A 15,010-nucleotide genomic window follows, 5' to 3' on the forward strand; every position below is an offset into this window, starting at 1 on the left:
CATTATCTATACCTGATTTTTCTAAATATAGTTGAAAATATAATAATACAAATTCATATTAGTAATTAAAATTTGAAAAAGTATAAAAAGATCATACTTTTATTCTATAGCCCATATTCCACTACCCCATATCGCTATTCCTTTATCAGAAAGAGCTGTAAAAGTCATAACATTTTTCTTTCCATATTCATCCCATTGAACGTTAAAAATGCCTTTATAAATCTCACCTTCAATGTTAAATTCGACTGTTCTACCATCATCTTTCAATTCCCATCTTCCTTCCACAACACCACTAATTGTGTTATCACTGTGTAATTGAATTAATTCAGAAACTATAGCTGTCTTATTGATAGATTTTCCATGATTTATATATTTATAAATTCCAGTTACATCATCTTTATTGAAAGTTTGTGAAGTTTCACCTCTGTATCGATAAGGAGCAACAACAGGCCATCCGTCATCGTTTATATACATTTGATGGACTCGAACCTCGTGGTATTCACCCATACGCTCAAATCTTGTGTGAAAAATCAAAAAATATTGTCCTGTTCCTTCGTCGTAATAGGCTGAATTATGACCTGGTGATAGATATCCAAAACGAGTCGGATTTATTTCTCCCTCAATCCAAGCAAAGCGGTGACCTCCCATCAACTTTGCTCCATATTTCTCTATAGAAGCATCATCAAAAAAAGTACCAGCTGCTCCTTTACAGTTAATCATATCATTTCCACTTGGATCATAATATGGACCGTCAGGATTTTTTGAACGTGCAACTCTTATATTGTATCCTTCCCTTGAATCAAGCCCTCCGAATGACAAGAACAAGTAGTAATACTCAGTTTCAGGGCTATATAGTACATAAGGCCCCTCTATTCGTGCATGATTTCCTCCACAGATTTTCTTTCCATACCCACTATGAAGAGGAAGCCCTGTTTCCGGATCCATTTCTAAAACATATATCCCTCCAGAATATGATCCATATACCATCCAAAGTTTACCTTCTGCATCATAGAAAACACAAGGGTCTACAACATTAGGGTGCACAGTAGCATCATACACATTCCCATCTTCACTCGGCATATTGGGGCCCATTCCGGATTTTAAAATTATGCCTATATCCTTATAGGGACCTTCAACATTATCTGAAACTGCAACACCCAGAGCTGATAAAGGTGAACTTCCTTCACAAGTACAATAATACATATAATATCTTCTATCGTTTAACTGAATTACATCTGGTGCCCAAAAAGTATTAGTTTTAGCCCATTCAAATGCTTCTTTCATTTCGTTCATTGCATCAGGTATTATTGGATTAGATGGATGAACTCCTGAGGCTATTAGTTCCCAATTCATTAAATCTTTTGATTTGGCAGTTGCTAGATGAGAACCAAATATATAAAAAGTCTCATCAACTTTTAATATAGAAGGGTCATGAACAGAAACATTTTGGAAATGATAATCAATGGGATTATCAGGTATTAATTTTATATCATTACCAATGATTATTTCCTCTTCTTTAATATCTGTATTTTCAGATTTACTTTGTATATTTTGTTTATTTAAATCTTTATTTGGATTCATTTCGATATTCAACACCTCTTCACTTAATCCAGTTGTGATTAAAAAAATCCCTATCAATAAAAAAACCATTATTTTTTTCCACATATATCACACCTCTTCAGTTTATTCCAGAGACAATCTTAATTAATTAAAAACTGTTTTTTGTTTTTTATCCTTACAATTAAAAAACATGAACCTCCCTGCGTGAAAATTTTTTGGTTCAAAATTTTTTACCATTGTACAAGGAGGTTTTTTATTCATTTACTTCTTTAATCTAATAACGTTCCAAGAAAGTGGTGATAATTCAGCTTTTACTTTTCCTCCTTCATTTCTGGCATTTCCATTGTTGTGAGGTTTAACGTTGTCTGGATTATCTTCTGTATTTACAGCTTTAAGATCATTGTTTTCCAAAATTATGTGCTCTATCACAGAATAATCTTCAAAACCTTTTAATTCACAATCAAACTCCATCTTATCTTGTGCTCTATTTACTGCAAATATCGTTAATTCGTTTTTCTCTTCGTTAAAAACGGGAACAGCATCAACAAATGGAACACTTTTAAAATCTTTAGTATCATATGTTTCGGATGATATAACTGGTTGTAAAACTGTGCCTCTTCCAAAGTTAGAAGCATGCATGAATGGATAGAATATTGTTTGTCTCCATGCGCCTCCACCTTTTCTTGTCATAATAGGTGCAATCACATTCACCAACTGGGCTAAACAAGCTATTTTAACTCTATCAGCATGTTTTAGGAGCGTAATTAGCATTAAACCTACTAGTAAAGCATCTTCAAATGTGTATACATCTTCTAGTAATGGAGGGGCAATTTGCCAGGGTTCAACTTTCTCATCTTCTTTTCTTGAATGAAACCAAACGTTCCATTCATCAAATGATATATAAATGGTTTTGTTAGTTTTCTTGCGACCTTTTACATAATCACATGCAGCTACAGCTGATTTTATATATGAATCCATATCAATAGACTTTGCTAAGAAGTTTTCTATGTTATTTTCATAGTTGTCGTAGTAAGCATGCAAAGAAATAAAATCAACATAATCGTAGGTATGCTCAAGTATGGTCGCTTCCCATTCACCAAAAGTTGGGATGTGCCATCCTGAGCTTCCAGAAGCAACCAAGCTTAGATTTGGATCAACCAATTTCATCACTTTAGCGGTTTCTTCAGCCAGTCTGGCATACTCTAATGCGGTTTTGTGTCCAATTTGCCATGGGCCATCCATTTCATTTCCCAAGCACCATACTTTTATGTTGTGTGGATCATTGTAACCATGTTGTTTTCTTAAATCACTGAAATGACTTCCTCCAGGGAAGTTGCAATACTCAACAAAATTTCTAGCTTCGTCTATTCCTCTTGTACCTAAATTAATGGACGCCATGGGTTCTGTATTAACTAACTTACACCATTCTATAAACTCGTTAGTACCAAATTCGTTGGGTTCTAAGGAACGCCAGGCTAATTCAAGCTTTTTAGGCCTTTTTTCTTTTGGCCCTACACCATCCTCCCAGTTGTACCCTGAAACGAAGTTTCCACCAGGATACCTAACAATAGAAACGTTTAGTTCTTTAACCAAATCTATTACATCTTTTCTGAATCCTTTTTCATCTGCTTTAGGATGATCAGGTTCATAGATACCTGTATAAACAGCTCTCCCCAAATGTTCTATAAAAGAGCCAAAAAGTCTGTCATCTACCTTATCAATCATAAAGTTTTTGTCTATATACATTTTTGTTTTTTTCATTTTAAATACCTCCGTTTTCGATGATTTTTTGAATTATCATTAATTATCTAAGTTATATTTAAGTAGCAAATTATCTCTTGAATATTTATTAATTTTCGATTTTTTCTTATCTTGTTACTCCGCCTAATTGGGGTTTAAAGAACCTTTGCAGTGAAAAGAAAAGAATAAACAAAGGGATAATGGAATACAAGCTAGCAGTTAAAGTGAGATTGTAAACCGGAAATCCTTGAGGATCTGTTATTGTTGTTATTCCTAGTACAAGTGGCATTTTTGCCCTTGAGTTCAGCATCACTAAAGGGAGGAAAAAATTATTCCAAATACCTATAAAAGCAAGTATAAAGAGCGTTATGAATCCCGGTAAAACATTGGGTAATCCTATTCTAAAAAAAGTTGTGAAATCATTTGCACCATCGATTGCAGCAGAATCAAATAGTTCTCTGGGAACTTGATTCCAATAAGCTATCATCAAATATGTACCAAAAATATTAACAAATGAAGGTAGTAAAACAGCCCACCGTGTATCAATTAGATTAAAATCGCTAAAAATCATAAAGAGAGGTAATGTTGTAGCATACCCAGGGACCATTGAAAACCCTAAAATTATTATAAATAGAATTTTTTTCCCTGCAAATGAATAACGGCGAAATGAATATCCTGCTAAAGAAGACAAGAATACCCCAACAAATGCCCCCACACCTGCGTATAATAAAGAATTTAAAAACCAATGGAAAAAGACCCCATCTTCATATGAAAAAACATTCAATGTATTTTCAATGAAATGGTTGGGAACTCCTGGAAGCAAGGATTTTTGAAACAACTGACTTACATTTTTGGTTGTGCCGATTACTAACCAATAAAAGGGAAAAATAAATAATGCAGCCAATATGGATAAAATTATAATAGTTTTTATATTATTCTTTTTCATTTAGTTGTTACCTCCCAAATTCAGATTTCTTCAGAGAACATTTGCTTCGTTGCATTCCTTAAAAAATAGAATGAAATAAGAAAAGTTATACCAGCTAAAATTAAACCCATTGCTGCTGCATATGTAAATCGTCCATGAGCAAAAGCAGTGTTATAAATATACAGTGCAGGAGTATAATTAGTTGGCAAGACTACTAATCCGCCTAATATCCAAGGTTCGTTAAATACTTGTAAAGCACCTATTGCATTGAATATAAATAGCGTAATTAAAATATCTTTTATTAAAGGGACTTTTATTTTAAACGCTACTTGCCAATCAGTGGCTCCATCTAATTTGGCAGCTTCTGAAAATTCTTTGGGTATCGAAAGTAGAGAAGAATATATTAAAATTGCTGTATAACCTGTAAGTTGCCAAAGTATAATAACCAGCATAATGAAAGGAACTGCTTCCCTTGTAAGAAGTTTCCCTGAGAATCCTACTAAATTTAAGATTGGAAGAAAAGGTGACATGCTGTCAGAAAACATGTAACCCCACACTATCGATGCTACAATTGCTGGAACAGTTGAAGGAAGATAGAAAACAAATCTAAAAAAAGGAGCTCCTTTACGACCTTCGACTTTTTCAAGCAATAAAGCAACAAGAATGGCAAAAAATATCATTAAAGGGACTTGAACTAATAATAAGTAAATTGGGATTTTAAAAGATTCCCAAAATTTAGGATCAGTTAAAATTTTTGCATAATTCTCAAAACCAATAAACCACATTCTTGCTCCCCTTTGACCTTTTAAAGAAAGGTTAAATCCTCTAATTATAGGGTATAAAACCAAAAAAGCAAAGAAAAACAAAAAAGGAAGTAAAAAAGAGTAAGCTTTAACTGTATCTAAACTTCGTTTTTTCAAGAGTAAAAACACCTCCATCTTTTATATGAGTGAAGAAGTTTATATGAAGAAGGAGAGAAAGGGTGCCTCCTCTCCTTCCCTCTCCTTCCTCGTTCAAACAATCTGTTTACTCGGGCAATCGTCCTACGATCACATTTCTATATCCAAACTCTTCCATAATTCTTATAGCTTCTTCTTCCCATAGGGGAAGTATATCTTTAAAGTGTTCTATTTTACCATCAACATAATCTTGCATCAATGTGCCAAGACTATCTGCAAGGTTAGTTATTATGGGTAAGTCTGTAAATGAAGTGTCAATCATTTGATGAGCTTCCCAAAAAATTTCAAGACTATTCTGACCCCCAAAATATTCGTCTGGTCCAGCTAAATCCTCTACAACCTCTTCATACCTTTTAGAAACCATAACAGGGAGGTTACTGTACTCATGTAGGCATTTTAGAGATGTAGGATGTGAATTTAACCAATTTACAAATATTGCTGCTGCTTCAGGGTTTTTAGAATGAGCTGTTACATAAAAGCCTGAACCTCCATGATTCCCATTGGTTGGATTATCAGGATCCCATTGTGGTGGAAGTGCAACTCTCCAAAGTCCTGAAGAATCGGGAGCATTGTATCTTAACCATTCTGAAAACCATGCAGCCAACAATATAGAGGCATCTTTTCCTGTGTTTAAAGCATTATACCAATCTGGTGACCACCACATCTCTAGCTTTACTATACCCTCATCAATTAATTCACCCCAAAATTCAAACACTTTTTCTGAAGTGGGATTTGTCATATCTATATACCAATTACCGTCTTTATAATCCCACAATTTTCCTCCCGCTTGCCATACGAGATCTTTCCACCAAATAACACCTATAGGAATTGATGTGAAATTTATTTCTGGGTTTAGTTCATGTAATTTCCTTGCTTGTTCAGCAAATTCTTCCCAAGTTGTGGGGACCTCTAAACCATATTTATCAAATATATCTTTCCTATAATAAAATGCTAATGCTCCACTATCTTGAGGAGTGCCGTAAATATTTCCATCCATAGAGCACCATTTCAAAGGCATTTCTCCATATAATTCTATGAAAGTCTCTTCATCAAGCCATTTGTTAATGGGTTGAAAAGCTCCTAAATCCATGAATTGAGGTGCAAAGCTATATTCAACCATTAGAACATCTGGCAACCCAGTACCTGCCGACAACGCTGTTTGTGCCTTTGTGTAGTGAACTCCGAAATTTTCCCATTGAATCTTTATATTTGGATAAAGTTTTTCAAATTCTTCAATGGAATAATTTTCGTTACTTGTCCATGCCCACATGGTCAGAGTTACAGGTTTACCTGTGTATTCCGGATAATACTTTTCATCTTGAGCAAAGGAAAAAATTCCTATCAAAACGATCAAACTTAAAATTAGAAAAAATCTTCTTTTCATTTCTCCACCTCCATCAAGCTTTTGAAATTTCTTCATACCCTTACATACTCAATACCGACCATTTTTGCAAACAGTTCCCACCTCCTTGTAATATCTCCGATGTTAAAGCATTGGTGATGAGTTCCTCCGTTTGTGAGCCAGTTTGTTATTGCATTCCTTACTCCTGTATCCGGTTTGAAATGAAAATACGGCATTTCAACATTTGGATAATTCTGACTGTCTATAACTTCGCCTTTTGAAACAACTAGCCTGAAATTTCCTTCGCTTAAGGGGGCTAAGGAAGTTATGGTTCCTTCACCTGGCTGCACGTTGAATACAACTGTTGGTGGATTGTTTAAATCTCCTATACCTAAAAATCTGTCTATGAGTTTTATTGGTTTGTCTTTTCTTGCTACTTTCCAATTACCTTCTCCCATATGGCTCATAAAAACGGAGTCTCTTTCAAAATCCATAGCATACATCTCTGTGAAATGTCCGTTAGTGCCTAAGATATGTCCTATTTTTACAACAGTTGCTGCAAGGGCATCCCCTTCTGCTCCATATCCATATCCTTTTGCCATCAAGTTAGAGGCTGCCATTAACGGTAACTGTTCGAACCTTCCGTCATCCTTTACGGAATCGAAGTAGATGCTATATCCGTCGTATTTGTTATCTTCAAGGAACTTTTCAATGGCAACCTGAAATTTTGCTGCAAAGTCGTGTTGGTCTTCTTTTAGATTAGGATCAATTTCAAAGTTCTTTGCGTTTTCTGCTTTAACATCTTCGATCTCTTTCTTCGTTACTTTTTCAAAGTAAGAATATACCTTCCCCATGCTTTCGTCTACTATTTCAACTCCAAGTTTTTTTAATAATGCTGCTGAATCAAAGGTAATATCCCCCATCCCAGGCATTTTTCCAACAACTGCGATTCTTAAATTTTTACAAGCTTTTGCCGCTTGAGCTGCCAGACTCCAATCTTTCAGAAAGTTTTTGAATTCTTCTTCTTTCCAATTTCCTGTAACCACGGGACAATTGATACCTAATCTAACTATTGCATTCATGTTATCTTGTGCCCCGTGTATTCCTTGGTTGTAAGTTAAAAGTTCCATATCCCAGTCTTTTGTTACAGAAGATAAAGGTTGAATATTTGCGAGCATTATTGGCAAATTATTCTTTTTTAACGCGGGAACAATTCTTTGACCTGGACTGTAAGTCAACATCATAATCATAATTCCATCTATTTCTTTATCGTTGTTATAAGTTTCAACTATTTCTTCAATGTCTTTTCTATTTCTAGCAGGCTTAATAAATTTGAATTCTGCTATATCTCCTAATTCTTTAATAACTTCTTTAACGTAGTTAGATTGAGTTTCAACTATTTTAGGATAAGTTTTGTCATACAGTTCCTGCATAATTCCTAAGACTCCAATTGTGGGTTTTTTCTTATCTACCATCTTGCACCTCCAAAGATTATTTTGTTTAGTAAGTTATAATTTGGCAATTTTATGCATTATTTCCCTAGTATTGTTATATAGTTCTAAAAACAATTTGTAATACTCATCGTATTTATCGAAACTGTCTTTATTTGTGTTTACGGTTGTTTCTATCTTTATCCAATTTTTAATTTCCTCAGGTTTTTTGAATATTCCGGTGCCAAGTCCAACGAGAAAAGCATCTCCCAATGGGGCTTCAATGTTGTCGGATAATTTAATCATGTTGTAGCCCGTAACATCCGCAAAGATCTTAGTCCAAAGGTCAGAATTGGCTACTCCTCCTACTATCCAACAGTCAGGATTTAGTTTTATACCTGATTCTTTTGCGGTTTGCATGTTATGTCTTAGCGAGAAAGCAGCGGATTCCATGAGAGCCCTATAAATATGTGGTTTTTTGTGATATAATGTGATTCCAAAAATAACTCCTCTTGCATCAGGGTCCCATATAGGGGAGCGTTCTCCCATGAAATATGGTAATGCTAAGAGGCCTTCACTCCCCAAAGGTACTTTTTTTGCTTTCATTTCTAAAAGTTCATAAGGAGAGTAGCCAGATTGATCACCAAAAGTTTTTTCCATTTGACCAAATTCATCTATAAACCAATTTACTAACGCACCTGTTGTGGCACTTCCGCCAAATGTGTAGAGTAAATGATCTTCATCGACAACGTAAGGGTAATTTACTAATTGGGGAGTGGTGGGTTTTTTATCGTACAACAGAGTTCCCCAACACGTGGAAGTTCCAGCCATAAATACATGTTCTCCTTCGTTCAATACTCCTGCACTTAATTGTGCCATTGGTGCATCTATTCCACCTGAGATTATGGGAGTGCCTTCTTTTAATCCAGTAAGTTCTGCCATATCCTTCTTTAAATAACCTGCAATATCTTTGGATCTTAGTATTTTTTCGGGTAATTTATCTATAGGAATTTCTAGAATCTTTCCCATTTCTTCAGACCAATTTTTTGTCTTGATATCAAAAACCCCACCTAAGTTTCCGGCTGAACTGTAATCAGTTGAAAGTTCTCCAGTAAGCTTATATATAACGTAATCTTTAGGGCTAACGAATTTATAAGTGTTTTTCCAAACATCAGGTAAGTTATTTTTTATCCACATTATCTTGGTGAAACCAAAATAAGAATCAACATAATTTCCTGTTATTTCAAATAGTTTATCTTGTGATACATTCTCTTTAACCCACTGTGTTTCTTTTGATGCCCTTCGATCCATCCAAATAAGACATGGATACAGAGGGTTCATATCTTTGTTTACAGGGACGCCAGCACCACCGTATAATCCACTTAAAGATACTCCAGCTATCTCAGCAGGGTTTATATTAGCCTTTTCTACACTTTCTTTTAAGGTTTGAATGAAAGCTTCTACCCATACATCTGCATTTTGTTCAGCCCAAGAAGCCTTTGGTGTGTTTACTTTATAAGTCTTGCTTGCTTTTGAAATTAGATTTCCTTTTTCATCTAAAATAACAGTTTTTGTTCCAGTAGTTCCTATATCCGTACCTATTAAATACATACGTTGTCCCCCTTAAACCATTAATTTTGTCATTTTTGGCCGTAGTTACTATGATGAAATTCATATAGTCGTTTTGCTTCTTTTTCATCCAAAGGTTCTAGATTTCCAATAGTTCTAGCAAAATATGCTGTTTGTGCGATTTCTTCCAAAAAGATTGCTTTTCTTATAGCTTCTTTGATATCTTTCCCCATGACTATTACCCCATGTTTACTTAAAAGAACTGCTTTTGCTTGATTAACTACCTCAATCACAGCTTTACCAATTGCCTCAGAGCCTACAGGTGCATAGTTTGAAACAGGTACTTGTACACCAAAAACATCAGCATGTGCGGTACTGTAAACAGGTATTGGCTGTGATAGCAATGCAAAAGCAGAAGCATAAGGTGAATGAGTATGAATAATACTCCCCACATCAGGTAAGTTTTTGTAAAGGTAAAGGTGGGTGGCAGAATCAACAGACGGTTTTAGTTTACCTTCTACCACGTTTCCTTCCATATCCAGAACTACCATATCTTCGGTTTTTAATTCGTCATATGGTATTCCAGAGGGTTTGATTATTACGTGATTGTTCACTTTTACACTGACATTTCCACTGGTGTAGGCAACTAATCCGTATTTTTCAAGATTCATGTGGGCTTTGTATAGTTCTTTTTTCAAATCTTCGTACATTCTTGATTCTCCTTTTTGTTATAAAAGTTTATGTTTCAAAACTGCTACAAATAAGATTTTTAGAGTAAACTTGTATGATACAAAATATTACAACATGTATATATTATTCTTAGTAAATTTTAAATATGTACATACCAATTATATACCTATATCTCTTGAAAACAAAATCCGATTATTAGCAATTACAGTAGATCTCGTCTGTTTAAGAGGGATTAAAATGGATTAACAACTTAATTCTCAATTTTTGAAAAAAATGTAAAAAAATAATACCCTGGTTAGAATTTTTCTCTAATCAGGGTATGAAGTTGATTTTATAGTTCAAAATTGTTTATGCATCTTCTAAAAGATTAACTTTACCTTCCTCTTTCCGTACAATTTCATCATGCTTTCTATATCCTTTACGCCATCCGTTGTTCCACTTTTTGAAAGGCAAGCTGTAGCAGTGGCTGTTCCAACTTTTAAAGCTTTTGATATATCCCATCCTTTATTGATAGAGTATAAAACTCCTGCACAGAATGCATCCCCTGCTCCTACTGTTCCTTTTATATAACCTTTCGGTAGATCAAAAGAAGGTTGCATATAAAAATTGTTTGTTTCATCTAGTGCAAAAGCACCTTCAGGAGAGTGAATTATTACCCATTGCTTAACTCCCATTTCTTTTAATTTGAAACATATGGGTTTGAAGTTAGCAACGATCAATTTATCTTCTGTGTCTCTTATTGGTATGTTGGTTGTTAAAGAGGCTTCTATTTCGTTGATTGTACAATAATCTGTGTACTTTAAAGAAGGTGGTATGATTTTAGAGAACCTATCAGAGTTTTCACTTACCAAATCCAACGATGTTTTTATTTCTTTTTGTTGAGCCATAGCTAAAGTTTTTGCCAAAACAGTTCCATATTCAGGATCTGCTGAGTCGAGTTTATCTAGTAATAAAGGATATCCAACGTGTAATATTTTAGAGTTGATTCTATCGAAGTCAAAATGAGTAATATCAAGTAGAGAGTTCGCACCTCGATAGTGAAAGAATGTTCTTTCCCCTGTTGATTCAACGATCATATCGTCGGTGAAAGAAGTTCTTACCTCATTTTGTTGAAAAATCATTTCTGTATTTATGCTATTTTCTTTTAGTACTTTTAAAACATAATCTCCCAACTCATCATTTCCGACTACACCAATTGCTTGAAGGGGTATACTGTTATCCATTTTTGCTAAGTCTATTAAAGTATTGGGAACAGCTCCTCCTACAGAATGCTCGATGTTCAAGATGTTTGCTAAACGTCCTACTTTTGGATAAGTATCAACAATTTTTATATAGTCAAATACTATTATTCCACCAATTGTGATTCCTTTTCTTTCCATATTTGGAGTTCTCCTTTTTCTTGTTAAAGAGGGATCTTTTCATGTGACTATGCTAAGTTGTATTTTTTGATTACTTCTTCAATATTAGAGTTTTTATGGACTATTTCTTTTAAGCCCATGATGAGGGATTCCATATTGGGATTTTGCCAAACATTTCTTCCAAATACTATCCCTTTTGCACCTGCCTCGATGGATTCTTTCGTCACCTTTAAAACGTTTTCTATATTATCCATCTTTGGACCACCAAGAACAAAGATTGGTACTTTTAAAATATTAACTAATTCCTTAAATTCAGTTTCATCGCCAGTATATGGAATCTTTAATATATCTGCTCCAAATTCTAGTGCCATTCGTGAGGCATGTTCTATAAGCTCCGGATCATTTTTCTTCTCTTTCGGTATGCTGTTTCCCCATAAGACAGGTTCAACCATGAGAGGTATATTCCATTTGTCGCACTCATTGGCTACCTTTTCCACAACTTCTATACTCTCCATCTGGATATTTTCTTTTTCTCCCCAAGGCAGTAAGACTTTAACTACATCAAAAGCATATCTTATGGCAAATTGAATGTCAACTATTAGTTTATGGCCAATCGTACCGCCACTACCTCCAGGAATCGTCGAAGGTAAGGGTACATCCATAGTTAAAATTCTACCAGGAGCATCTTTTGAAGTAAAAAGATCCGTTGTTATCTTTGCTATACCTGGGCTTATCAATGTTCCATCTATTCCTATGTTTATTAGCTTTTCCAAAGTTTGAACAGGATTTTGTAATCCCGAAACATTTCCCATAACGAGCCCGTGGTCTATGGGAATGATAACAGATTTTCCGCTTTCTGGATTCAAAATTCGTGAGAGTCTCAACTCTTTTATGCCCATTCTATTACCTCTTTTCAAATTCTTTTAAAGTTTGGATCCGTAAATATATCAGTTGCATCTTCACTATCATATGGAATATTATAGTTGTGTAACTTTGTACTCTGAATGTGCTTACTAGAACTCGTTATAACAAGACTTTAAGAAAAACAGGAAAAATAAAGAACTCTTGATTAGAACTTTCTTCAATCAGAGGTAAAAAATCATAAATTAAAGTCGGTATTCTTTAACTAACGAATTTATAGATTCTGAAAGGTCCAAAAGTTTTTGTGATTCTTCTGTGAGATTTTCCATAGCCTTTGCAACTTCTCCTAAATTTTCTTTGAATGTTAAAATGCCTTTAGAAGTCTCTTCAAATTGCTCAGAGATTTCGGTTGTATTGTTGCTAACTTCAATCACCAATTTGTTTTCACTTTCAATGAAATCTTTTAATGCTACAATAGTATTTACAGTCTTGTCGATATTTTCTTGTATCTTTTTTATTCTTAAACTTAATTCTTCAATTTTATCTGCGTTATCTTCAACCTTTTTCCCTGTGTTGGAAGTTGATTCAGCTACTGAGCTTACAGTTTTTTCCATTTTTAAGATAGCGTTTTGTACATCTGAAGCCATTTTTTCAGAGCTTTCAGCGAGTTTTCTTACTTCCTCCGCAACTACCGCAAATCCCTTTCCAGCTTCTCCCGCTCTAGCTGCTTCTATTGCTGCATTTAAAGATAAAAGATTGGTTTGTTCTGCTATCGTTTTGATGTTTTCAGCGAAAGAACTAACTTCTTTTGTTACATTCAAAAGCTTTTGCATATCATTAATATTATTTTCCACATCGTTAGTAATATTTTTGTTTTCTTCGGCAATTTGAAGAATATTTTTTATGTCTTCGTTTATTTCTAATTTAAATTTCTCTGCTTCTGCTACAGAATTTTCTGCTTGATACCCTAGTTTTTCAGAGTTATCTTTAACTTCATTCAAGGAAGAAGTAATGTTTCTTAATTTATTTACTGATTCAATTAAACTTTCGCTATAGGTATTTACTTCCCCTGAAATTTCTTCACTAACTGCTGAATATTCTTCAACTACAGAAGAAGTATTTTCAGCATTTTGTTTTAGAATATTGGAAGAAGATTTAAGCTGGTTTAGCATATTTTTTAAAGAATCAGCTACATTAATAAAAGCGTTATGAACTTGAGCAATTTCGTCTTTCTTTTTTGAAAAAGATGGAATTTGTGCTAAATCTTTATTCAAAATACTGTTAGCCAATTTGTTGGTGATTTTTAGAGTTCCAGATATTGAATGATTAAGAAGATAAGTGATGAAAATAATTATACCTATTACAATGAGGGTAGTAATTAAAGTCGTATTGAAAACAGAGTTTACGTTTTTAAGAACTTTCTGAGCGTTAGCAGAAATTATTTGTGCGTTTGAATTAGCTGATTTTTGAATTTCAGTCATTTCGCTTTCAACTAAATTAGAAAAAGTTTCTATCAAAGGAATAAGTTCGATACTAAATAACTTACTTAGTTCCCCATTCATCTTTTGGATTTCTTTTTGACTTTCTGATAGTTGATTTGTCAATGAAGTGTATTCCTTTCTTAGATCATCTCTTTCTGACCTAAGTTGCGCATAATTATTAACGTTTTTTTGGTATGCATCAACAGTTTTACCAATAACAACAGCCTCAACAGGATTCATGACAAAATAACCACCATCAAATACGAAGTTTAGAACTTTCTGTATCTCTTCAACAGCGTTATTTAGGGAGAGTGTAAGCTCTTGGGATATTGTATTTTGTATGAGGATCTCTCTTGCCGTTAATTTTAATAAGTTAATGTTTTCTTCAGTCTGTGAAAAGTGAGGTAATAGATCCTTATTCCAAAATTTTTCCAAACCCCAGATACCTATACCATCTAAATTTAAAGAGCTTTCTGTCTCTTGTTTAATTTTCTCATTACCTTCGAAGTCGTCCCAATTGGGTATTTTTTCCTGAAGGGATTTCATCTTATTAATTTCATCCTCTAATTTGCTTTCATTGTAAGTTAGCAAGTCATTCATTTGATTTTCAATTTGCTGGATATTTGTTTCATTGCTAGAAAGTTTCTCACTAAGATCGCTAATTTCTTGGTTTTTTTGAATTAGGATTGTAATTTTAGAAGAAGCTTGTTGATTCAAATCTTCAATATTTTGGAATAAAGTAGAACTTTTTACTAAAAAATCTTGAGAAAAGTCTTCTTCTTGTAAAAGTAGTTTTTTCCCTTCACTCAGAAAGACATTGAAGTCTTCTTGAGCACTTTTAACTTGATTTATGTCAGATAAATATCCTGACGATATGAGTGCTATATTTGCCTGGGTAGTATTATAAAAACCTTGAAAAAAATCTTGGAAAGATTCCAGATTGGAGATCATATTCTCAGCTGAAATGACAGTTTCATTACCTTGTTTTTCTAAATTGGAAATGGTAAATTTTACAACACCTAATATTAAGATTAAAGCAGCAATGACTATAATGTAGCCAGATATTATTCTTGTACTAATTTTCATTTGTTTCAG

The 15,010-nt window shown here is 34.0% G+C and carries 11 protein-coding genes; all 11 read right to left on the bottom strand.

Annotated features, from left to right (window positions below):
- Positions 1–99: 99 nt before the first annotated feature.
- A complete protein-coding gene (locus tag BZ25_RS06090) occupies positions 100–1,665 on the bottom strand; it encodes a glycoside hydrolase family 43 protein (RefSeq protein WP_121514490.1) in 1,566 nt (521 codons plus the stop codon).
- Positions 1,666–1,821: 156 nt separating this feature from the next.
- Complete coding sequence (locus tag BZ25_RS06095) at positions 1,822–3,321, bottom strand: alpha-N-arabinofuranosidase (protein WP_121514489.1); 1,500 nt, start codon at positions 3,319–3,321, stop codon at positions 1,822–1,824.
- Positions 3,322–3,427: 106 nt separating this feature from the next.
- Positions 3,428–4,246, bottom strand: coding sequence for a carbohydrate ABC transporter permease (locus tag BZ25_RS06100; protein ID WP_121514488.1), 819 nt, complete (start codon positions 4,244–4,246; stop codon positions 3,428–3,430).
- A 20-nt stretch (positions 4,247–4,266) separates the two neighbouring features.
- Positions 4,267–5,145 (bottom strand): carbohydrate ABC transporter permease, encoded by an 879-nt coding sequence (locus BZ25_RS06105; RefSeq protein ID WP_199676865.1) that lies wholly within the window; start codon positions 5,143–5,145, stop codon positions 4,267–4,269.
- Positions 5,146–5,251: 106 nt separating this feature from the next.
- Positions 5,252–6,568: an ABC transporter substrate-binding protein gene (locus BZ25_RS06110; RefSeq protein WP_121514504.1), complete on the bottom strand. Its 1,317-nt coding sequence runs from the start codon at positions 6,566–6,568 to the stop codon at positions 5,252–5,254.
- Positions 6,569–6,600: 32 nt separating this feature from the next.
- Complete coding sequence (locus tag BZ25_RS06115; protein WP_121514486.1) at positions 6,601–8,001, bottom strand: L-fucose/L-arabinose isomerase family protein; 1,401 nt, start codon at positions 7,999–8,001, stop codon at positions 6,601–6,603.
- Positions 8,002–8,034: 33 nt separating this feature from the next.
- Positions 8,035–9,567 (bottom strand): FGGY-family carbohydrate kinase, encoded by a 1,533-nt coding sequence (locus BZ25_RS06120; protein WP_121514485.1) that lies wholly within the window; start codon positions 9,565–9,567, stop codon positions 8,035–8,037.
- Between the two features lie 29 nt (positions 9,568–9,596).
- On the bottom strand, positions 9,597–10,235 hold the full coding sequence (locus BZ25_RS06125; RefSeq protein WP_121514484.1) for an L-ribulose-5-phosphate 4-epimerase: 639 nt from the start codon (positions 10,233–10,235) through the stop codon (positions 9,597–9,599).
- Positions 10,236–10,574: 339 nt separating this feature from the next.
- Positions 10,575–11,594: a carbohydrate kinase family protein gene (locus BZ25_RS06130; protein ID WP_121514483.1), complete on the bottom strand. Its 1,020-nt coding sequence runs from the start codon at positions 11,592–11,594 to the stop codon at positions 10,575–10,577.
- A gap of 47 nt (positions 11,595–11,641) precedes the next feature.
- The gene (locus tag BZ25_RS06135) at positions 11,642–12,472 is read right to left on the bottom strand and encodes a class I fructose-bisphosphate aldolase (RefSeq protein ID WP_121514482.1); all 831 of its coding nucleotides are present in this window, start codon (positions 12,470–12,472) and stop codon (positions 11,642–11,644) included.
- A gap of 207 nt (positions 12,473–12,679) precedes the next feature.
- Positions 12,680–15,001 (bottom strand): methyl-accepting chemotaxis protein, encoded by a 2,322-nt coding sequence (locus BZ25_RS06140; RefSeq protein WP_121514481.1) that lies wholly within the window; start codon positions 14,999–15,001, stop codon positions 12,680–12,682.
- Between the last annotated feature and the right edge of the window lie 9 nt (positions 15,002–15,010).

The organism is Petrotoga sp. Shatin.DS.tank11.9.2.9.3 (assembly GCF_003665005.1).
In the GTDB taxonomy this organism is placed as follows: Bacteria; Thermotogota; Thermotogae; order Petrotogales; family Petrotogaceae; genus Petrotoga; species Petrotoga mobilis.

Bases quoted from the DNA above. Each gene is read 5' to 3' on its own strand.
- BZ25_RS06090 (WP_121514490.1), bottom strand. From the start codon at position 1,665: ATGTGGAAAAAAATAATGGTTTTTTTATTGATAGGGATTTTTTTAATC.
- BZ25_RS06095 (WP_121514489.1), bottom strand. From the start codon at position 3,321: ATGAAAAAAACAAAAATGTATATAGACAAAAACTTTATGATTGATAAG.
- BZ25_RS06100 (WP_121514488.1), bottom strand. From the start codon at position 4,246: ATGAAAAAGAATAATATAAAAACTATTATAATTTTATCCATATTGGCT.
- BZ25_RS06110 (WP_121514504.1), bottom strand. From the start codon at position 6,568: ATGAAAAGAAGATTTTTTCTAATTTTAAGTTTGATCGTTTTGATAGGA.
- BZ25_RS06115 (WP_121514486.1), bottom strand. From the start codon at position 8,001: ATGGTAGATAAGAAAAAACCCACAATTGGAGTCTTAGGAATTATGCAG.
- BZ25_RS06120 (WP_121514485.1), bottom strand. From the start codon at position 9,567: ATGTATTTAATAGGTACGGATATAGGAACTACTGGAACAAAAACTGTT.
- BZ25_RS06125 (WP_121514484.1), bottom strand. From the start codon at position 10,235: ATGTACGAAGATTTGAAAAAAGAACTATACAAAGCCCACATGAATCTT.
- BZ25_RS06130 (WP_121514483.1), bottom strand. From the start codon at position 11,594: ATGGAAAGAAAAGGAATCACAATTGGTGGAATAATAGTATTTGACTAT.
- BZ25_RS06135 (WP_121514482.1), bottom strand. From the start codon at position 12,472: ATGGGCATAAAAGAGTTGAGACTCTCACGAATTTTGAATCCAGAAAGC.
- BZ25_RS06140 (WP_121514481.1), bottom strand. From the start codon at position 15,001: ATGAAAATTAGTACAAGAATAATATCTGGCTACATTATAGTCATTGCT.